The organism is Pseudomonas sp. 1912-s, assembly GCF_029269205.1.
Classification (GTDB): domain Bacteria; phylum Pseudomonadota; class Gammaproteobacteria; order Pseudomonadales; family Pseudomonadaceae; genus Aquipseudomonas.
Genome location: NZ_JARIXR010000036.1, coordinates 20,891 through 40,247, shown reverse-complemented (window position 1 = coordinate 40,247; position 19,357 = coordinate 20,891). Strand labels below are relative to the sequence as shown.

16 protein-coding genes and 2 pseudogenes are annotated in these 19,357 nt (G+C 63.1%); 11 read left to right on the top strand and 7 right to left on the bottom strand.

Annotated elements, in window-relative coordinates; translation table 11 throughout:
- Positions 1-353: 353 nt before the first annotated feature.
- Complete coding sequence (locus tag P3C29_RS28860) at positions 354-1,106, bottom strand: TetR/AcrR family transcriptional regulator (protein WP_003211721.1); 753 nt, start codon at positions 1,104-1,106, stop codon at positions 354-356.
- 363 nt (positions 1,107-1,469) lie between these two features.
- Here P3C29_RS28860 and P3C29_RS28855 point away from each other — a divergent pair, with 363 nt between their 5' ends.
- Genes P3C29_RS28855 through P3C29_RS28840 form a run of 4 tightly spaced genes read left to right on the top strand, consistent with a single transcriptional unit; the run spans position 1,470 to position 6,102 of the window.
- Positions 1,470-2,177 carry an ABC transporter ATP-binding protein gene (locus P3C29_RS28855; protein WP_029615767.1) on the top strand — a complete coding sequence of 236 codons (708 nt, stop codon included), beginning with the start codon at positions 1,470-1,472 and terminating at the stop codon, positions 2,175-2,177.
- Positions 2,174-3,373, top strand: a complete 1,200-nt coding sequence (locus P3C29_RS28850) for an ABC transporter permease (RefSeq protein WP_275966047.1) — start codon at positions 2,174-2,176, stop codon at positions 3,371-3,373. Before P3C29_RS28855 ends, P3C29_RS28850 begins: the two co-directional genes overlap by 4 nt.
- Entirely contained in the window at positions 3,366-4,847 is a 1,482-nt protein-coding gene (locus P3C29_RS28845) for a TolC family protein (RefSeq protein ID WP_010167030.1), read from the top strand. Before P3C29_RS28850 ends, P3C29_RS28845 begins: the two co-directional genes overlap by 8 nt.
- Positions 4,837-6,102, top strand: a complete 1,266-nt coding sequence (locus P3C29_RS28840) for an HlyD family efflux transporter periplasmic adaptor subunit (RefSeq protein ID WP_201124797.1) — start codon at positions 4,837-4,839, stop codon at positions 6,100-6,102. Before P3C29_RS28845 ends, P3C29_RS28840 begins: the two co-directional genes overlap by 11 nt.
- Positions 6,103-6,206: 104 nt before the next feature.
- Here the strand turns inward: P3C29_RS28840 and P3C29_RS28835 are convergent, their stop codons facing one another.
- The 6 genes and pseudogenes from P3C29_RS28835 to P3C29_RS28810 form a co-directional block, all read right to left on the bottom strand.
- On the bottom strand, positions 6,207-7,625 hold the full coding sequence (locus P3C29_RS28835) for an FAD/NAD(P)-binding protein (protein ID WP_275966046.1): 1,419 nt from the start codon (positions 7,623-7,625) through the stop codon (positions 6,207-6,209).
- Between the two features lie 120 nt (positions 7,626-7,745).
- A pseudogene (locus P3C29_RS28830) lies at positions 7,746-8,327 on the bottom strand (AMP-binding protein); the annotation flags it as partial.
- An 11-nt stretch (positions 8,328-8,338) separates the two neighbouring features.
- Positions 8,339-9,827, bottom strand: a pseudogene (locus P3C29_RS28825) (LLM class flavin-dependent oxidoreductase).
- Complete coding sequence (locus P3C29_RS28820; protein ID WP_169389123.1) at positions 9,827-10,153, bottom strand: acyl-CoA dehydrogenase; 327 nt, start codon at positions 10,151-10,153, stop codon at positions 9,827-9,829. Before P3C29_RS28820 ends, P3C29_RS28825 begins: the two are co-directional and overlap by 1 nt.
- A gap of 12 nt (positions 10,154-10,165) precedes the next feature.
- Complete coding sequence (locus P3C29_RS28815) at positions 10,166-11,362, bottom strand: SfnB family sulfur acquisition oxidoreductase (protein ID WP_275966044.1); 1,197 nt, start codon at positions 11,360-11,362, stop codon at positions 10,166-10,168.
- A 154-nt stretch (positions 11,363-11,516) separates the two neighbouring features.
- A complete protein-coding gene (locus P3C29_RS28810; protein ID WP_201124800.1) occupies positions 11,517-12,080 on the bottom strand; it encodes an XRE family transcriptional regulator in 564 nt (187 codons plus the stop codon).
- Positions 12,081-12,172: 92 nt separating this feature from the next.
- Between P3C29_RS28810 and P3C29_RS28805 the strand changes: the two genes are divergently transcribed.
- The 7 genes from P3C29_RS28805 to P3C29_RS28775 all read left to right on the top strand — a co-directional run bounded on the left by P3C29_RS28805 (position 12,173) and on the right by P3C29_RS28775 (position 19,302).
- Positions 12,173-13,093: a DMT family transporter gene (locus P3C29_RS28805; RefSeq protein ID WP_201124801.1), complete on the top strand. Its 921-nt coding sequence runs from the start codon at positions 12,173-12,175 to the stop codon at positions 13,091-13,093.
- A 139-nt stretch (positions 13,094-13,232) separates the two neighbouring features.
- The gene (locus P3C29_RS28800) at positions 13,233-16,154 is read left to right on the top strand and encodes a monovalent cation/H+ antiporter subunit A (protein WP_201124802.1); all 2,922 of its coding nucleotides are present in this window, start codon (positions 13,233-13,235) and stop codon (positions 16,152-16,154) included.
- Complete coding sequence (locus P3C29_RS28795) at positions 16,154-16,498, top strand: Na+/H+ antiporter subunit C (RefSeq protein WP_003192163.1); 345 nt, start codon at positions 16,154-16,156, stop codon at positions 16,496-16,498. The genes P3C29_RS28800 and P3C29_RS28795 overlap by 1 nt, the downstream gene beginning before the upstream one ends.
- Positions 16,495-18,177: a monovalent cation/H+ antiporter subunit D gene (locus P3C29_RS28790; RefSeq protein ID WP_275966043.1), complete on the top strand. Its 1,683-nt coding sequence runs from the start codon at positions 16,495-16,497 to the stop codon at positions 18,175-18,177. Before P3C29_RS28795 ends, P3C29_RS28790 begins: the two co-directional genes overlap by 4 nt.
- Positions 18,174-18,662 carry a Na+/H+ antiporter subunit E gene (locus P3C29_RS28785; protein ID WP_010167000.1) on the top strand — a complete coding sequence of 163 codons (489 nt, stop codon included), beginning with the start codon at positions 18,174-18,176 and terminating at the stop codon, positions 18,660-18,662. Before P3C29_RS28790 ends, P3C29_RS28785 begins: the two co-directional genes overlap by 4 nt.
- Positions 18,659-18,937, top strand: coding sequence for a K+/H+ antiporter subunit F (locus P3C29_RS28780; RefSeq protein ID WP_003211751.1), 279 nt, complete (start codon positions 18,659-18,661; stop codon positions 18,935-18,937). The genes P3C29_RS28785 and P3C29_RS28780 overlap by 4 nt, the downstream gene beginning before the upstream one ends.
- On the top strand, positions 18,934-19,302 hold the full coding sequence (locus P3C29_RS28775; RefSeq protein ID WP_010166994.1) for a Na+/H+ antiporter subunit G: 369 nt from the start codon (positions 18,934-18,936) through the stop codon (positions 19,300-19,302). The genes P3C29_RS28780 and P3C29_RS28775 overlap by 4 nt, the downstream gene beginning before the upstream one ends.
- Positions 19,303-19,357: the final 55 nt, after the last annotated feature.

Here is a 19,357-nt window from a genome sequence, read left to right as displayed (position 1 = left end):
TCCAGATTAAACAGCGTGCAGACAGAACACGCGACTGAAGAAATCAAACACCCGGCCCTTCCTAGCGTCTACCTGTCAGAATTGACAGTGGCGACGAATGGCGGAAGTCGATGAGCTATTTCAGAGAAAGCGCAGTCAATACAAACCCCGCACATTCACACTTTTTCTTACATATTTTTCACGTTTTATTCACATCCGGAGACGTAGGGTAAAGCCTCATCCGTTACAAACGTTGCACTTAAAAACCCGCCGCCCCAGCGGGTTTTTTTTGCCCGGGATTTGAGTGTTCGCAAGGTTGTTTGTATAGAGGGTGCAGAGGCAGACCGGCTCATTGCAAGCCGGTCTTGAAGGGTTCAGCGAGCCACCTTGTTGACAGGCGACGCGGCCTGCTCGCGGATAGCACGTTGCGTATCCAGCACCCGCGCCAGCGCCGTTTCGGCTTCCGGGCTTTGCTGTGGCACGCGAATCGCCGCAGACACCAGGGTAATCAGCTTGGCCATCACCTCGGCATCAGTGGCCGGGCGTCCCAGGCTCATGGAGTTCATCAGCAAGCGCAGCTCGGTGCCGGCCATCACCCCGGAAATCGCCTTGAGAGCAAATTGCAGGCGCACCCCCAATTCGTTGCGTGGCAAGTCCGGCAGCGCCAGGGCGAACGCTTCAAAGAAACGCTGGAAGACCGGCTGATAATGCACCTTGAGGTATTCCTGGATAAACGGCGAGGTGTCGCTGTAGACCCGACCCAGGAAACGGATGAATGAACGCCCTTCCCCACTCGCCGGGTCGCTGCGCTCCAGGCCCATGGCCGGGGCGAACAGCACGCCGAGCAAGGTGTCGCAGTCCAGCGGGCCGTCGGATTCGGCTTCGCACCTGGCGAGCAATTCCAGGCGCTGCTCGTTGAGCGGCTCCAGGCGCTGCATCAGCAGGGTTTTCATCAGGGAATCCTTGTCCCCGAAGTGATAATTCACCGCAGCGAGATTGACCTGAGCCCTCTCGGTTATCTGCCGCAACAAAACGGCGTCATAGCCGTATTTGATGAAAAGAGCCTCTGTCGCATCCAGCAATCGGGTCTTGGTAACGTTTGGAGCGCTGAGTTTCTTCGCGACCATAGGGGTTGGGGTTCCACTGCGGAAATATTGTTTTAAAAATTAATTTGATTTTTTATACCGGGGCCGCTGCCCGAAAGCAAGTAGTGACACTGCGCCATACTATTCAAAGCCAGCAGCGACGGGCTCGTTGAGGGTAGCTGATGGATTTTTCCCGCGCCTGAAACGCCCCTTTAAAGAATCGTTTCAAAGGGTAAAACCGCTCTATATCCATGGCTGGCGGAACGGCTGGATCGCGGTTAGTATTCAAACAATATTTTAAAAACAAGAAATAAAACCAGTCCGTGACGTGTGCCAGGCAGCTCCTGAACTTGTTACAAGGATTTTCAGGGGAAGCACGGTACTGTCGAGACTGCAGGCGTAGTCATGATGACAGATACCCCCGCGCACCCAGGCTTTATCTCCCTGCAAGGCATCGGCAAAAGCTATCAGCTGGCCGGTCAGCACCTGTCGATTCTCAATGATGTATGCCTGGCCATCGAAACCGGTGACAGCTGCGGCATTCTCGGCGCGTCCGGTTCCGGCAAAAGTACCCTGCTCAATATTCTCGGCCTGCTCGACCTGCCCGACTGCGGCCACTACCGGTTTGCCGGCCATGACGTCTTCAGCGCCAGCCCCGATCAACTGGCGGCGATCCGCAATCAACAAATCGGTTTCGTCTTTCAAAGCTTCAACCTGCTGCCGCGCCTCAGTGCCCTGGACAACGTCGCCCTGCCCCTGAGCTACCGTGGTGTGTCGCGGCATGCCTCGGTGGAACAGGCCCTGCGCATGCTCGACCAGGTGGGCCTGGCCGAACGCGCCCACCATCGCCCGGCCGACCTGTCCGGCGGCCAGCGCCAACGGGTTGCCATCGCCCGCGCGCTGGTGGGCAACCCCTCGGTGATCCTCGCCGACGAGCCCACCGGCAACCTCGACAGCAGCACCGCCCAGGAGATCATGGACCTGCTGCTGGCGCTCAATCGCGAGCAGCAGGTGACGCTGATTATCGTCACCCACGACCCGCACATTGCCGAGCGCCTGAACCGCAAGATCCTGGTGCGCAATGGTGTGGTGCAAGAGGCCGGCCGCCTATGAGCCTGCGGGTCGAACAAAGCCTGAGCCAATTGCTGCACGAGGCGTTTGTCAGCCTGCGCACCCTGGGCAAGCGCTCGATCCTGGCCCTTTTGGGCATCGTCATCGGCAGCTCTTCGGTGGTGGCGCTGATCAATATCGGGCACAACGCCGCCGAAGACGCGGCGATGATATTCAAGGACATGGGCACCGACACCCTGGTGGTGCAGTTCCCGCCCAAGGGCACCAGCATTGCCCCCATGCCTGCCAGCCTGGACCTGGAAGCGGTGCGCCGCAGCGTGCCCGGCATCGCCCATATTGGCGCGATTTCGATGTTCAGCGGTCCGGTGGTGTTCCATGGCCGCACCTTCAATGCGAGCTTCGTCGGCAGTACGCCAGACCTCAAGGACGCCATGCGCCTGTCGGTGCGCGACGGGCGTTTCCTGTCGAACTTCGATGCGGGCGAAACCTACGCGGTCGTCGGCGAACAGGTGGTCCAGGCCTTGAGTGCCCCCGGCGACCCGCTGCAACTGGGCGACCGGGTGCGCATCAACGATTACCTCTACCTGGTGGTGGGCATTCTTCACAACCAGCCCCGGGCAATGCTGATCCCCGTACAGGCCAACGAATCGCTGTTCGTCCCCGCCCCGGGCATGCGCCGGATCTACTTCAGCCCGCAAATCGGCAATGTGATTATCCGCGCCACTCCCGGCCAGGACATGGACCGTGTCGCCCGGGACGCCGCGGCGGCGCTGCAAAACCAGATCACCGACCACAATGTCGACATTCAGGTGCCCCAGCAAATGATCGATGGCATGACCCGGCAGAGCCGCACCTTCGCTTACCTGCTGCTGGCCCTGGGCGCGATTTCCCTGGTGGGCGGCGGCGTCGGCGTGATGAACGTGATGCTGATGAACGTCTCGGAGCGGCGCCGGGAAATCGGGATTCGCATGGCCCTCGGTGCGCGCCAGCGGGACATTCGCAACCTGTTCCTGCTGGAGGCCGTCACCCTGACCGCTGTCGGTGCCTTATGCGGCGCGGTGCTGGGCATGACCGCCGCCTATCTGTATGCCTGGCTGTCCGGCTGGCAGTTTTCCCTGGCGGTCGCCGCACTGCCCCTCGGGGTGGGCAGCACGTTGCTGGTGGGGCTGTTTTTCGGGATCTATCCGGCAGTGTCGGCCTCACGGCTGCAGCCGGTGGAGGCCCTGCGCGATGAATAAACGGCTGCTGTTATCGCTGGCCCTGGTGAGCCTGCACAGCATGGCCGCCGATGTGGTGATTCGCCCCTCGGCGCCCAGCACCACTCGCAGTGGTTATGAACGCAGCGTGTCGCTGAATGCCCAGTCCACCACCCTGACCCTGGGTGACGCGGTGTACCTGGGCCTGCGCAACAACCCGGCGATTCGCAGCGCGTACCTGCAACGGGTGGCGCAGAAATTCGACCTGCGGGTGGCCGAAGACACCTTCAACCCCAAGCTGACCCTGAACAGCTATTACCGCGCGACCAAAGGCACCGACGACAGCGCCCGCAACGCCAACCTGGCCCCCAACGCCACCTTGCTCGGCGAGTACGGCACGCGGCTGAGCATGAACTGGACCCAGCAACTGAACAACGCCGACCGCGCCGGACGCTTCCGCAGCGACGGGCTCGACCTGTCGGTGATCCAGCCCCTGATGCGCGGTGCCGGCTGGGACGCCACCACCGCCCCGCTGCGCCTGTCACGCCTGTCGGAACAGGCCAACCGCCTGAACCTCAAGGCCAATGTGGCGCAGACCATCAGCAACATCATCACCACCTACCGCGAGTTGCTGCGGGCCCAGGAACAGTTGAGCATCGTGCAGGACGCGCTCAAGCGCTCCGACACCTTGCTGGAAGTGAACAAGGCGCTGATCAGTGCCGGGCGCATGGCCGAATTCGAGATTGTGCAGACTGAAGCCGATATCGCCACCCAGCAACTGGGAGTCGAAGAAGCCCAGAACCAACTGGACACCAGCCGCCTGGCCCTGCTGCGCCTGCTGGCCCTCGACCTGTCGACGCCGATCCGCGCCACCGAGGCCCTTGAAGCCAAGCGCATGGACATCGACAAGCACCAGGCTTTCGTCCTCGCGCAGAACCAGCAACCGGGATACCTCGCCACCCTGCTCGGCAGCCAGCAGGCCGACCTCAACCTTGTGATCGCCAAGGACTCCGGGCGCTGGCAGGTGGACCTGGTGGCCGGCGCGAACCAGATCCGGGCCGCCACCAACGACGATAACGGCTACAACAGCAACCGGCGCTGGGACAGCTACGCCGGCGTGCAGGTGCAGATTCCCATCGGCGATATCAGCACCCGCCAGGCCGAGGTGCATGCGCGGGTCGACGTGGAAAACCAGGAAATCATCATTGCCGACGCCCGCCAGCAACTGGAGCGCGACGTCAACGATGTGGTACGCGACCTGGGCACCCGTTGGCGTCAGTATGAAATCTCGCAGCGGGCGGTGGAGCTGTCCAGGCGCAAAATCGAAATCGAACGGGAAAAACTCAGCGCCGGGCGCTCCACCAACTTCCAGGTATTGAGTTTCGAAAACGACCTGCGCAACGCCGAGAACTCACGGCTCAATGCGTTGATTGCCTATTTGAACGCCCAGACTCAGTTCGACCTGACCCTGGGCATGACGCTGGAAAGTTGGGAAATCGCCCTCAATGACTACTAATAAAAAGCGCCTGCTGGGTGCCGTGTTGATTGTGCTGGTGGCCGGTGTCGGCATCACGCTGCTCAGCCATCAAAGCCCGGCCGCCAATCAGCCCGGCAATGCCGAGCAATGGCTGGAGGTAAAAGTCGACCCACTGGTGCACCAGATCGGCCTGGTGGGCAAGATCGAGCCCGACACCACCATCACCCTCACGGCGCCCTTCGACGGCAATGTGCAGGCCAACCTGGTGGAACAGGGCCAGCGGGTCGAGGCCGGCCAGGTGCTGCTGCGCATGGACCCGGCCACCCTCGAAGTGCAACTGCGCGAAGCCCTCTCCGCGCAGCTCAAGGCCCGGCGCACCGTTCAGGAAATGCAGGACTGGGACAGCGGCCAACAAGTCGGCCGTGCCCGTCGCAGCCTGCGCACCGCCGAAATGACCGCCAGCAACACCCAGCGCAAACTCACCGAAAGTGAAAACCTGTTCAAGCGCGGCATCATCCCCCGCAACGAACTCGACGACCTGAAACAGCAGACCGCCCAGCAACAACTCGACCTGGTGGCCGCCCGCGGCGAACTGCAACAGGCGATCGAACAAGGCAAAGGCGAATACCGGCAGATCGCCGATATGGAGCTGACCAATGCCACGGTGAAATATGACGCCCTGCACACCCTGCTCGATGGCAAGGAGGTCAAGGCACCGTTCTCCGGCATCGTGGTGCCGGCGCCGGGCAGTAATTCGTCAGGCCCGGGCGGCGGCAACAACAACGCGCCGGTCCAGGCCGGGAGCAAGGTCAGCCAGGGCCAGGTGCTGTTTGGGCTGGCGAATATCGAGAAGCTGAAAATCGTCACCAGGGTGTCGGAGCTGGACATCAACCAGTTGCACCAAGGGCAGGCGGTGGAGGTGCTGGGTGACGGGTTTGACGGCGAGCGGCTGACGGGTTCGGTCAGTGTGGTCAGTGGCTTGGCGATTGCCAGCGACAGCCAGGGCAGCGCGCAGTTTCCGGTCACCCTGTCGATCCCCAAGCTGACCCCGCAACAGCTGCAACGGGTGCGGCTGGGGATGAGTGCGCGGTTGACCATTGTGACCTACAACAATGACCAGGCGATTGTGGTGCCGGCCCAGGCGATCAGTCGCGGGGACGGGGTCATGACGGTGGAATATCGGGCAGCGATGGATAAACCGGTGGAGCGGGTCACGGTGACGACCGGGCAGTCGACGGCGCAGGGGGTTGAAGTGTTCGGGTTGAAGCCGGGGTTTGTGAAGGTCGGGCCATGACCCCCCACCTGTAGGAGCTGGCTTGCCTGCGATCGCAACCTATCAGTTGATAAAGATGGAGCTGACCCACCGCTATCGCAGGCAAGCCAGCTCCCACATTAGATTTAGAGGTGCGCCAACCTGGCGGCCAGCGCCTTGGCCTGAATCGCCACGTCCGTGACCGCGGTACTTTCCCACCACATCCCCCGCAACGGCGGGCCCATGGCAAACAGCCGCTGGCTGACCTGCCCGTGGGCATCCAGCACCGCCCCCGACACATCCGCCGCAATCCCCAGCGCCAACGGCCCGGGCTGGATCAACCCGCGTTTGAGCAACTGCCGGGGCAACGGCCGGGCCACGCGCCGCCAGTCGTATTCAATCCCGCTGGAGTTGATCAGCGCCGCCCCCGATACCTGCACCACGTCCTGTTCACCACGACGACGCAGGCGAATCGTGACATCACCGTCTGAAGGCACCAGCCCCTTGTACGATGCCGCCTGAATCCGCAACCGCCCCTCCCCATGCAGCCGCGCCACCAACTCGGCACTCAAGGGCGGCGAGCGGTGGTGATGGCTTTCCCACCAGGGCCGAACATGCCGCACGAACTGGCGTTTCTCGCCCTCGCTGGCCTGGCTCCACAAACGCCCGATGTGGGCACGCACGGTGTCCAGCGGGGCTTGCCAGTCGATCCCCTGGTCCAGCGCAAGCCGGCATTGGCGCCGCACTTCCCGCAGCAATTGCCGAGGGCTGCGCAGGTGGTGGTCTTCGCCCAGGAAGTCGACCCAGGCCGGCGGCTGCCGGCGCACATGGGGCAACAGGCCGTGACGCGAAAAAATCTCGATGGGCCCACGATGACCGGCCTGTTCCAGGGACACCACGGCGTCCACCATGGTCAGCCCGGAACCGATGATCAACACGGTGGATTGCGGGTCCAGTTGGGTCATGGCCTGCACGTCCCACGGGTCGACCGCGGCCGCGTTCAAGCCGCTGGATTCGGTCTGGGGCGTGCGGGCCGCCGGGAACATGCCGGTGGCCAATACCGCAACGGCACCGCGCAGTTGCTGGCCGTCACTCAAGGTCAGCAACGTGGCGTGTTCGTCCACCTCAAGGTCTGTCACCTCGGCGCGGACATGCTCGACGGTCGAGGCGGACCGCGCCTTGGCTTCAGCCAGCCGTTGTTGCGCGTACAAGCCAAAAATCCCGCGGGGCGGAAACAGTTCGCTGATGGGCACGTGTTGCTGGTCTGACTCCGGCCAGCCGCCGTCGGCGATGTAGGCGGTGAGCCACTGGGTCAGGTCATCGGCGTTGTCCGGGTCGACGCTCATGCGTGCGGCGTTGCCGTTCAAGGTGTGGCCCAGTTCCACCGCGCTGTAGGCCTCGCCGCGCCCCAGTTCCTGGCGCGGTTCGATCACCAGGATCTGCCGCTTGCCCGGCAGGCGCAGCAACTGCACCGCCAGCATCGTCCCGCTCAGGCCGCCGCCGACAATCAGCACATCAGCGTTGCGAATGGCGCTCGTCGCCTGTCCGCGTTCGGTTTCACTCATGAAATTGCGCCCTTACTGTCTGCCTGAATGGTTGTGGTAAAAATCGCCCCGTGCAGTATCCAGCACATCGACCCGGGGCGCCTAGCTTGGCCCGCATAGCCCGGCCTGCATAGCTCAGCCCGACTGCGGGAACCCCAGGCTCTGGCCGCTGTTCAGCCATTGCGCCAGCACCGCCGCCAAGCCGCCTTGCCCGTGGGTGCTCTCCTCGCTCCACAGTTCGGTCTTGCCGGAAGGCTGCCACCAGCGGCAGAGCCGTTGTGATGTGTCCACGGGGTCGACCCGTTGCACAACGCCCACCGGCTGCACCCCCTGGATATAAGCGTGGGTAGGCCGAATGCGCCACAGCTGTTGCTGCAAGGCGGCAGGCTCCAGGTCGTCAGCCAAGGTCAGGATTTGGCCACCGATGACCTGGGCGGCCAGGGCCAGCAGCAATAAATGAGGCTCGAAAGCCCCGCTGAGGGCCAGCCGCGAATCGTCGGTAAAGCCCTGCTGACGCAAACCATCGGCCTGACGCTCGACATCGCGCAGTGCATCAATCCAGCGCCAGGAATACCACTGGCCGTCACGCTTGTGGCGCAGGGCACTGTGCAACGGCGTTACCTGCGCCCAGTGGTGCAACTGCACCAACGCCCTGGGCAACACCGTGACCCGTTCAGCGGGCCATTCCAACTCCAGCGGAAGCTCAAGTTCATGCACGCTCATAGGTAATGCTCCTATTGGTGAAACAAGCATGCGGTGGTCCGCTGGCCGAAGTCGTTGGCTTGATGAAGATCACCTGTGGGAGCTGGCAAGCCAGCTCCCACATTGATGTGGTTTCTCCCGTCAGATCGCTGTGGCTTTAAGGTCGCGATAGCTGGCACCCGGGTGGTTGTCCGGCAAACGTGCGCCTTCGCCGAACAATTTCTCCCTCAGCGTGCCCTGGGCATATTCAGTCTTGTACACCCCGCGCTTCTGCAGCTCCGGCACCAGCCAGTCGACCGCGTCGATAAAGGTCTCGTGGGTCAGCGCATAGGCGAGGTTGAAACCATCCACATCGGTCTCTTCCACCCACTCCTGCAACAGGTCGGCCACGGTTTCCGGGCCGCCGACGAACAACGGGCCGAAGCCGCCGATGCCGACCCAGTCCGCCAGTTCGTTGGGGGTCCAGACCTTGTTCGGGTCGGCCGTGGAGAACGCTTCCACCGCCGATTGAATGGCGTTGGTGTGCACATGCTTGAGGGGCTCATCGGGCTTGAACTGACTGAAGTCGATACCGGTCCAGCCGGAGATCAGGGCCATCGCGCCTTCGTAGCTGACGTAGGATTTGTACTCCTCGAACTTGGCCTTGGCCTTGGCGTCGGTTTCGCCAACGATCACCGTCTGCAAGTTGAAGATCAGGATTTTCTTCGGATCACGGCCGGCTTCTGCCGCACGCCGGCGGATATCGGCGACGGTTTTCTTCAGCAGCACTTTCGACGGCGCGGCCACGAATACGCACTCGGCCTGCTCGGCGGCGAACTGTTTGCCCCGGCTGGAGGCACCCGCCTGGTACAGCACGGGCGTGCGTTGTGGCGAAGGCTCGCAGAGGTGAATGCCAGGCACCTGGAAGTGTTTACCGACGTGGCGGATCTCGTGGATCTTGCTTGGGTCACTGAAAATCCGTCGCTCGCGGTCGCGCAGAACCGCGCCTTCCTCCCAACTGCCTTCCCAGAGTTTGTAGCAGACCTCCAGGTACTCCTCGGCGTAGTCGTAGCGCGCATCGTGTTCGGTCTGGGCTTTCTGGCCGAGGTTCTTCGCGCCGCTTTCCAGGTACGAGGTGACGATGTTCCAGCCCACGCGGCCCTTGGTCAGGTGGTCGAGGGTGGAAAGGCGCCGGGCGAACGGATACGGGTGTTCAAAGGACAGCGAAGCCGTCAGGCCAAAACCCAAATGCTCGGTGACGAGTGCCATGGGTGCGATCAGCGACAACGGGTCGTTGACCGGCACCTGGGCCGCCTGGCGAATCGCCGCATCGCCGTTGCCGTTATAGACGTCGTAGATGCCCAGCACGTCGGCGATGAACAGGCCGTCGAACTTGCCACGCTCAAGGATTTTCGCCAGGTCGGTCCAGTATTCCAGGTCCTTGTACTGCCACGAGCGGTCTCGCGGGTGAGCCCACAAACCGGGGGATTGGTGGCCAACGCAGTTCATGTCGAAGGCATTCAAGCGGATTTCACGGGACATCAAAGCACTCCGTTGAGGTGGTAGTTGCCGACAATCTGGTATTTCCAGCGCAACGGGTCATCGAGGGTCGGTGGCAATGCGGTGCGTTGGCCGGTGAGTTCGAATTCGGCATTGCTCGCGGCGATGAGGGCTTCGGCAGCCGCGATCTGCGCTTCGGTGAGGGCCACCGGGCTCGGGTGGGTTTCGGCACGCTCAAACAGAGCGGCCGCGACGTCCACGCGAATCTGCAAATCACCGAAGCGGCTGATCACGTAGGGGTCATCACTTTTCTCGACAAAGCGCCGGGTGCTTTCCAGCAGTTGGCGCGCCTGATTCAGTGCGGTCATGGATAAAGCTCCTCAGTTCCAGGCATGGCGTGCAGGCTTGACGCCGTTGAGCACAAAGTTGCCGATCAGGTGGTATTTCCAGCGGGCCGGGTCGTGCAGGGTGTGGGTGCGCGCATTGCGCCAGAAGCGGTCAAGGTTGTGCTTGCCGGACACCGAGCGGGTGCCGGCCAACTCGAAGAGTTTGCTGCTGGCAAGCAACGCGGTTTCCGTCGACAGCACTTTGGCTTGAGCGACGACCAGGGAGGCGTTGGCCACCGTGTCTTCATTGGGGTTGGCCAGGGCCTGGTCGACGGCAACGCCTGCCTTGGCGAGGATCGCTTCGGTGCCGTGGACCCGCCATTCCAGATCGCCGATGGCGGCGATGGTGAACGGGTCTTGCCAGCCGTGATCCTGCTGGCTGTCGATCCAGGGCCGGGCCTGGCGTGCAAAGATCTTGGCTTGTTCCAGGGCGCCAAGGGCGATGCCGGTGTCGACGGCCGCCTGGATGATTTGCGAAATGGGGCCGTTGGCAGTGGGCTGGTCGAAGGCCTGGTGGGCAGGGACCACCGCACTCAACGGCACCTTCACGCCGTCGAGGGTCACGCCGCCGCTGGCGGTGGTGCGTTGGCCGAAGCCGTCCCAGCTGTCGATCACTTGCAGGCCGGGAGCATCCCGTTCGACAAAGGCGATGAACGCCTGGTCATTTTCGTTGACCCCCACCGCCGGCACGATATGGGCGAACAGCGCGCCGGTGCAGTAGAACTTCTCGCCGTTGATGTACGCGCTGTCGCCGTCGAAGCGCACCTGGGTGTCAAACGTGCCGGCGTTTTTGCTCTTGGCTTCGGAGAAGGCGTTGCCAAAACGGTAGCCCTGCAAGACCTTGGCGAAGTAATGCTGCTTTTGTTCCTCGCTGGCGGTTTGCAGGAGGATGTCCACCACACCCAGGTGGTTCTGCGGGATTTGCCCCAGGGACGGGTCGGCGGCAGAGATCAGCTTGATCACCTCGGCCACCGTCACATAGGAAACCCCGGCGCCGCCGTAGGCCTTGGGAATGGTGATGCCCCACAGGCCACTGGCGGAGAATTCGTCCAGCTCGGCCAACGGCAGGCGCCGCTCGCGATCGCGTACGCCCGCTTCCACGGCAAAACGCTTGGCCAACTCGGTGGCAACGGCGATGGCCTCGGCGTCCGAGCGGATGATGTGGGCAGGGTGTTGGGGTTGGGCTGACATGGGCCGACTCCAGGCTCCAGAGAGATACTGGAGTAATTGCAGGAGTCGTGCCTGAATCCAATGACCAATAAAATCAGCAGGTTGCCGGCAATTCAGCGGTATAGCGGGCGGTTCAAAACAGCAAAGTGTCCAACCACTGTTGCGCTGCCAACAGTTAGATCACCACGTTGCGCACAAAGCGCACTGCCACGTCACCATCATTGCGATAGGCGTGAAGCTGGCGGCTGGCGAACATCAGGAACTCACCGGTGGCGACATGTTTTTCCTCGCCATCCAGCACCAGCGTCAGCACACCTTCGAACACAAACAACTGCACGCTCCAGCCCTCGGGGTCCGGTTCGGGCATATACCGATCACCCGGCTCCAGGCGCATCTCCCACAGTTCAACCTCGCGGCGAGCGGTGGCCTTGGCCAGCAGCACGGCCTTGCTGCCGAGGATTTCACCGGCCCAGGCCAGTTCGTTGATGCGGCTGTGATCGGGAGCATCCGGGGCCTGGATCAGGTCGCTGAAGGCTACGTCCAGGGCTTCGGCCACCCGGTCGAGGGTCGACAGGCTGACATTTTTCTCCCCCGCCTCGATCGCCACCAGCATGCGCCGGCTGACGCCGGACTTTTCGGACAGGGTCGTCTGGCTCAACTCTGCCGCATGGCGCAGGCGCCGGACGTTCTGGCTGACGTGTTGCAGGACCGAAGCCCGTTGCGGATTTTCTTTGTGCACTATATTGCTCACAGGGTGGGGTTGCGCAGTATACTGCCCAGCTTGCGGCGCATTGTGCGGTCCGCGCCCCTCCTGTGCAAGACCGAGCCGCCATGACCACCTCCTCGTTGTTTTCCCGTTTCAGCAGAGCCGAATGTGTATTGGTGGTGATCACCATGATTTGGGGCGGCACCTTTTTGTTGGTGCAGCACGCCATGGCGGTGAGCGGCCCGATGTTTTTTGTCGGCCTGCGGTTTGCGGCGGCGGCGCTTATCGTCGGGGCGTTCTCCCTGCGTAGCCTGCGGGGCCTGACCCTGTTTGAGCTGAAGGCCGGGTGCTTTATCGGCGTGGCGATCATGTTCGGCTACGGGTTGCAGACCATTGGCTTGCAGACGATCCTGAGCAGCCAGTCGGCGTTTATTACCGCGTTGTATGTGCCCTTCGTGCCGCTGCTGCAATGGCTGGTGCTGGGACGGCGGCCGGGGTTGATGCCCACCATCGGCATCATGCTGGCGTTTACCGGGTTGATGCTGTTGACCGGCCCGGCGGGCGCCTCGCTGAACTTCAGTCCCGGTGAAATCGCCACGTTGATCGGTGCAGTGGCGATTGCCGCCGAGATCATCATGATCAGCGCTTTTGCCGGGCAGGTGGATGTGCGCCGGGTGACGGTGGTGCAACTGGCCACGGCGTCGGTGCTGTCGTTCCTGATGGTGGTGCCGATGGGCGAGGCGCTGCCGGGGTTTTCCTGGTTGCTGTTGTTCAGCGCGGTGGGCCTGGGGCTGACCAGCGCGGTGATTCAGGTGGCAATGAACTGGGCGCAGAAAAGCGTCTCGCCGACGCGGGCTACCCTGATTTATGCCGGTGAGCCGGTGTGGGCCGGTGTGGTCGGGCGGATTGCCGGCGAGCGCTTCCCGCCGATTGCCATGGTGGGGGCGGCGTTGATTGTGGCCGCGGTGATTGTCAGCGAGATGAAGACGCGGGGGCAGAAGGCTGTCGAGTTGGCAGAAGAGATGGAACAGGAGCGTCAGGGTTAAGGTCTGTGCTTGGGACATCTGAAACAATGCCAAACAGCCTTTTTCAGCCTACCTTGTAGGATCCTGCCACATCTTGCCGTTTGGTGATCAAGAATCCGGCACGTATGATGCATCCCAAACTCCCGCAGATTAGAAGCCTATGTCCCTGATAGTTCTACTGCTTCTGCCTTTTATCGGCAGCTGTCTGGCGGCCTTGCTGCCGCACAACGCACGTAACACAGAGTCCCTGTTGGCCGGCCTTGTGGCCCTGGTCGGGACGGTTCAAGTCGCCCTGCTCTACCCCCAGATCGCCCACGGTGGCGTGATTCGCGAAGAATTCATGTGGTTGCCCAGCCTCGGGCTGAACTTCGTGCTGCGCATGGACGGTTTTGCCTGGTTGTTCTCGATGCTGGTGCTGGGCATCGGGACCCTGGTGTCGCTGTACGCCCGTTATTACATGTCGCCAGAAGACCCGGTGCCGCGCTTCTTCGCGTTTTTCCTGGCCTTCATGGGCGCCATGCTCGGCCTGGTGATCTCCGGCAACCTGATCCAGATCGTGTTTTTCTGGGAACTCACCAGCCTGTTCTCCTTCCTGTTGATCGGCTATTGGCACCACCGCGCCGATGCCCGGCGTGGCGCCTATATGGCGCTGATGGTCACCGGCGCAGGCGGTTTGTGCCTGCTGGCGGGGGTGATGCTGCTCGGGCATATCGTCGGCAGCTACGACCTGGACCAGGTCCTGGCTGCCGGTGACCAGATCCGTGCCCACTCGCTCTACCCCATCATGCTCGCGCTGGTACTGATCGGCGCCCTGAGCAAAAGCGCGCAATTCCCCTTCCACTTCTGGCTGCCCCACGCCATGGCTGCACCGACACCGGTGTCGGCCTACCTGCACTCGGCGACGATGGTGAAGGCCGGCGTGTTCCTGCTGGCCCGCCTGTGGCCGTCGCTGTCCGGCAGCGAAGAGTGGTTCTGGATTGTCGGCGGTGCCGGCGCCATTACCCTGCTGCTCGGCGCTTATTGCGCCATGTTCCAGAACGATCTCAAGGGCCTGCTGGCCTACTCGACCATCAGCCACCTCGGGCTGATCACCCTGCTGCTGGGCCTCAACAGCCCGCTGGCCGCCGTCGCCGCGGTGTTTCATATTCTCAACCACGCCACCTTCAAGGCGTCGCTGTTCATGGCGGCAGGGATCATCGACCACGAAAGCGGCACCCGTGACATCCGCAAGCTCAGCGGCCTGTTCAAGCTGATTCCGTTTACCGCCACCCTGGCGATGGTCGCGAGTGCGTCCATGGCGGGCGTGCCGCTGCTCAACGGTTTCCTGTCCAAGGAAATGTTCTTCGCCGAAACCGTATTCATCTCGGCCACCGCCTGGGTGGAAATCGCCCTGCCGGTGATCGCCACCATCGCCGGCACCTTCAGCGTGGCCTATGCCCTGCGCTTTACCGTGGATGTGTTCTTCGGCCCCAAGGCCACCAACCTGCCCCACACCCCGCACGAGCCGCCGCGCTGGATGCGCGCGCCGGTGGAATTGCTGGTGTTTACCTGCCTGCTGGTGGGGATTTTCCCGGCCCAGGTGGTCGGTTCGATCCTCGCTGCAGCCGCCCTGCCGGTGGTCGGCGGCGAACTGCCGGAATACAGCCTCGCCATCTGGCACGGCTGGAACGCCCCGATGATCATGAGCCTGGTGGCCATGTCCGGCGGCGTGGTGCTCTACCTGCTGCTGCGCAAGCAACTCAAGCTGGGCCGTTTCAAATACCCGCCGATCATCAGCTACTTCAACGGCAAGCGCGGCTTCGAGCGCTGCCTGGTGGTGATGATGCGCGGGGTGCGCAAGATCGAAAAACGCATCAGCACCAAGCGCCTGCAAACCCAGCTGTTCCTACTGGTGCTGGCAGCGGTGATCGCCGGGTTGATCCCGATGCTGCACAGCGGCATCAGTTGGGGTGACCGGCCGAAAATCCCGGGTTCCATCGTGTTCGTCACCCTGTGGCTGCTGGCAATCGCCTGTGCCCTGGGCGCCGCGTGGCAAGCCAAGTACCACCGGCTGGCAGCCCTGACCATGGTCAGCGTGTGCGGCCTGATGACCTGCGTGACCTTCGTCTGGTTCTCCGCGCCGGACCTGGCGCTGACCCAACTGGTGGTCGAAGTGGTCACCACCGTGCTGATCCTGCTGGGCCTGCGCTGGCTGCCACGGCGGATCGAAGAAGTCTCGCCACTCCCCAGTTCGCTGCGCAAGGCACGCATCCGCCGCCTGCGGGACTTGCTCCTGTCCACCGTGGTCGGCGGCGGCATGGCGCTGCTCTCCTACGCGATGCTGACGCGCCAGACGCCCAACGATATCTCCTCGTTCTACCTCAGCCGCGCCCTGCCCGAAGGCGGTGGCAGCAATGTGGTGAACGTGATGCTGGTGGACTTCCGGGGCTTCGACACCCTGGGGGAAATCACCGTGCTCGGCGCAGTGGCGCTGACCGTCTACGCGCTGCTGCGCCGCTTCCGCCCTTCCAAAGAGAGCATGGAATTGCCCGCGCAACAGCGCCAGCTGGCACCCGACGTGGCCACCGACCTGGTCAACCCGCGCCAGGCCAGCGACACCGCCCTGGGCTTCATGATGGTCCCGGCCGTGCTGGTGCGCCTGCTGTTGCCGATTGCCCTGGTCGTCTCGTTCTACCTGTTCATGCGCGGCCACAACCAACCGGGCGGCGGTTTTGTCGCCGGGCTGGTGATGTCGGTGGCGTTCATCCTGCAATACATGGTCGCCGGCACCCAGTGGGTCGAGGCGCAAATGAGCCTGCGGCCGATGCGCTGGATGGGCTTTGGCTTGCTGTCCGCAACGCTGACCGGGCTGGGCGCCCTGCTCGCGGGCTACCCGTTCCTGACCACCCACACCTGGCACTTCAGCCTGCCGGTGCTGGGGGATATCCACGTCGCCAGCGCGTTGTTCTTCGACGTCGGCGTGTACGCCATGGTGGTCGGCTCGACCCTGCTGATGCTCACCGCCCTGGGCCACCAATCGGTGCGCGCCCATAAACCCAGCAACCAGGCCAAAGCCGTTGCCAGCCAAGGAGGAGCCGCCTGATGGAAGAAGTCATCGCAATTGCCATTGGGGTGCTGGCAGCCTCCGGCGTCTGGCTGATCCTGCGACCACGGACGTTCCAGGTGGTGATGGGCCTGTGCCTGCTCTCCTACGGGGTCAACCTGTTCATCTTCAGCATGGGCAGCCTGTTTATCGGCAAGGAGCCGATCATCAAGGACGGCGTGCCGCAGGACCTGCTCAACTACACCGACCCGCTGCCCCAGGCGCTGGTGCTGACGGCGATCGTGATCAGCTTCGCCATGACCGCGCTGTTCCTGGTGGTGCTGCTGGCGTCCCGGGGCCTGACCGGCACTGACCATGTGGACGGCCGGGAGCCCAAGGAATGAGCTGGATGAATCAACTGATCATCGCGCCGATCCTGCTGCCATTGCTGACCGCCGCGCTGATGCTGATGCTCGGCGAGAAACACCGCCCGCTCAAGGCGCGGATCAACCTGTTCTCCAGCATGGTGGGCCTGGGCATCGCCGTGCTGTTGCTGTACTGGACCCAGAAAGGCGGCCCCGGCTCCATCGGCGTGTACCTGCCGGGCAACTGGCAAGTGCCGTTCGGCATCGTGCTGGTGGTGGACCAACTGTCGGCCATGATGCTGGTGCTCACCGGGATCATCGGCGTCAGCGCCCTGCTGTTCGCCATGGCCCGCTGGGACCGCGCCGGCACCAGCTTCCATGCGCTGTTCCAGATTCAGTTGATGGGCCTGTATGGCGCCTTCCTCACGGCTGATCTGTTCAACCTGTTCGTGTTTTTCGAGGTGCTGCTGGCGGCGTCCTACGGCCTGATGCTCCACGGTTCCGGCCGGGCGCGGGTGTCGTCGGGGCTGCATTACATCGCGATCAACCTGCTGGCCTCGACCTTGTTCCTGATTGGCGCGGCGTTGATCTACGGCGTCACCGGCACCCTGAACTTTGCCGACCTGGCGCTGAAAATCCCCCTGGTGCCGGAAGCCGATCGTGGCTTGCTGCACGCCGGTGCGGCGATCCTCGCCGTTGCGTTCCTGGCCAAGGCCGGCATGTGGCCGCTGAACTTCTGGCTCGCGCCCGCCTACTCCTCGGCCAGTGCGCCGGTGGCGGCGATGTTCGCGATCATGACCAAGGTTGGCGTGTACACCGTGCTGCGCCTGTGGACGTTGCTGTTCTCCGGCCAGGCCGGTGCCTCCGCGCTGTTCGGTGGCGACTGGCTGATCTACGGCGGCATGGCCACCATCGTTTGCGCGGCGCTGGCGATGATCGCCGCGCAACGCCTGGAACGCATGGCCAGCCTGAGCATCCTGGTGTCCGCCGGGATCCTGCTGTCGGCGGTGGGTTTTGCCCAGCCAAGCCTGACCGCCGGCGCGCTGTTTTACCTGGTCAGCTCCACCCTGGCGTTGAGCGCGCTGTTCCTGCTGGCCGAATTGATCGAGCGTTCACGCTCGGCCAACGACGTGCCGCTGGACGATGAAATCGAAGCCCTGCCCAAGGCCATGGAATCCCTGCATCCACCGCCCGGCACCAACCTCGACGACGAACAAAAAGCCGTGGTCGGCCAGGTGATTCCCTGGACCGTCGCCTTTCTCGGCCTGAGTTTCATTGCCTGCGCCCTGCTGATCATCGGCATGCCGCCGCTGTCGGGGTTTATCGGCAAGCTCAGCCTGCTCAGCGCCTTGATCAACCCGATGGGCCTGGGCAATGCCATCGACGAGCCCGTCCGCCCGGCCGCCTGGGGTTTGGTGGCGCTGTTGATCTTCTCCGGTCTGGCCTCGCTGATCGCCTTCGCCCGCCTCGGCATCCAGCGCTTCTGGACCCCGGAAGAGCGTCCGTCGCCACTGCTGCGCCGCTTCGAATGCGTGCCGATCTTCTTCCTGCTGGGCCTGAGCATCGCCCTGACGTTCAAGGCCGAGCCGCTGATGCGCTACACCCAGGCCGCCGCCGAAAGCCTGAACAACCCGGAACACTACGTGATGGCGGTCATGGCAACACGCCCGGTGCCGAGCCCTGAAGCCAAGGCCGCCGTCGTGGAGGTGCAGCCATGAAACGCCTGTTCCCTGCCCCGTGGCTGTCATTGGCGCTGTGGTTGTTGTGGCTGGTGCTGAACCTGTCCGTGAGCCCCGGCAACCTGCTGCTGGGGGCGATCCTCGGCGTTGCCGCGCCACTGATGATGGCGCCGCTGCGCCCGCTGCCGATCCGCATCCGCCGGCCGGGCGTGATGATCCGCCTGTTCTTCCTGGTGGGCCGCGACGTGATCGTCTCCAACTTCGCCGTAGCGTGGGGCATCCTGGTCTGCGGCTCGCGGCCACCGCGTTCGCGCTTTATCAAGGTCCCCCTGGACCTGCGAGACGCCAACGGCCTGGCCGTACTGTCGATGATCACCAGCGTGACGCCCGGCACCGTGTGGTCGGAACTGGCCCTGGACCGCAGCATCCTGCTGATCCACGTGTTCGACCTGGATGACGAAGCGCAGTTTATCGAGCACTTCAAACACGCCTACGAACGGCCCCTGATGGAGATCTTCGAATGAGCGCCCTGCTCTCCAATGCGATCCTGTTCAGCCTGTTCCTGTTTTCCCTGGCCATGGTGCTGACGCTGGTTCGCCTGTTCAAAGGCCCCTCGGCCCAGGACCGGGTTCTGGCGCTGGATTACCTGTACATCCTGGCCATGCTGATGATGCTGGTGCTGGGCATCCGGTATGCCAGTGACACGTATTTTGAAGCGGCGCTGCTGATCGCGCTGTTTGGTTTTGTGGGGTCGTTTGCCCTGGCGAAATTCCTGCTGCGCGGTGAGGTGATCGAATGATCAATGTCGATGTGTTGCCGCTGTGGGTTGAAGTGATCGTCGCGGTTTTGCTGGTGACGAGCAGCGTGTTTGCGCTGATCGGGGCGATCGGGTTGTTGCGGATGAAGGACTTCTTCCAGCGCATGCACCCGCCGGCACTGGCCTCGACGCTAGGCGCCTGGTGTGTGGCGCTGGCGTCGATTGTCTACTTCTCGGCGCTCAAATCCGGGCCGGTGCTGCACGGTTGGTTGATTCCGATTCTGCTGTCGATCACGGTGCCGGTGACTACGTTGCTGCTGGCACGGACTGCGTTGTTCCGCAAGCGTATGGCCGGGGATGATGTGCCGGCTGAAGTCAGCAGCCGCCGCACTGACAGCGGCAGTTGATCCCGCCAGGCGCTTCAGTGGTGAAATTCGTTCTCCAATAGAATCCATAAAATAG

Coding starts and splice junctions, on each gene's coding strand:
- P3C29_RS28820 (WP_169389123.1), bottom strand. CDS start 10,153: ATGACCGCACTGAATCAGGCGCGCCAACTGCTGGAAAGCACCCGGCGC.
- P3C29_RS28850 (WP_275966047.1), top strand. CDS start 2,174: ATGAGCCTGCGGGTCGAACAAAGCCTGAGCCAATTGCTGCACGAGGCG.
- P3C29_RS28845 (WP_010167030.1), top strand. CDS start 3,366: ATGAATAAACGGCTGCTGTTATCGCTGGCCCTGGTGAGCCTGCACAGC.
- P3C29_RS28835 (WP_275966046.1), bottom strand. CDS start 7,625: ATGAGTGAAACCGAACGCGGACAGGCGACGAGCGCCATTCGCAACGCT.
- P3C29_RS28805 (WP_201124801.1), top strand. CDS start 12,173: ATGACCACCTCCTCGTTGTTTTCCCGTTTCAGCAGAGCCGAATGTGTA.
- P3C29_RS28780 (WP_003211751.1), top strand. CDS start 18,659: ATGAGCGCCCTGCTCTCCAATGCGATCCTGTTCAGCCTGTTCCTGTTT.
- P3C29_RS28775 (WP_010166994.1), top strand. CDS start 18,934: ATGATCAATGTCGATGTGTTGCCGCTGTGGGTTGAAGTGATCGTCGCG.
- P3C29_RS28785 (WP_010167000.1), top strand. CDS start 18,174: ATGAAACGCCTGTTCCCTGCCCCGTGGCTGTCATTGGCGCTGTGGTTG.
- P3C29_RS28840 (WP_201124797.1), top strand. CDS start 4,837: ATGACTACTAATAAAAAGCGCCTGCTGGGTGCCGTGTTGATTGTGCTG.
- P3C29_RS28860 (WP_003211721.1), bottom strand. CDS start 1,106: ATGGTCGCGAAGAAACTCAGCGCTCCAAACGTTACCAAGACCCGATTG.
- P3C29_RS28800 (WP_201124802.1), top strand. CDS start 13,233: ATGTCCCTGATAGTTCTACTGCTTCTGCCTTTTATCGGCAGCTGTCTG.
- P3C29_RS28815 (WP_275966044.1), bottom strand. CDS start 11,362: ATGTCAGCCCAACCCCAACACCCTGCCCACATCATCCGCTCGGACGCC.
- P3C29_RS28790 (WP_275966043.1), top strand. CDS start 16,495: ATGAGCTGGATGAATCAACTGATCATCGCGCCGATCCTGCTGCCATTG.
- P3C29_RS28795 (WP_003192163.1), top strand. CDS start 16,154: ATGGAAGAAGTCATCGCAATTGCCATTGGGGTGCTGGCAGCCTCCGGC.
- P3C29_RS28855 (WP_029615767.1), top strand. CDS start 1,470: ATGATGACAGATACCCCCGCGCACCCAGGCTTTATCTCCCTGCAAGGC.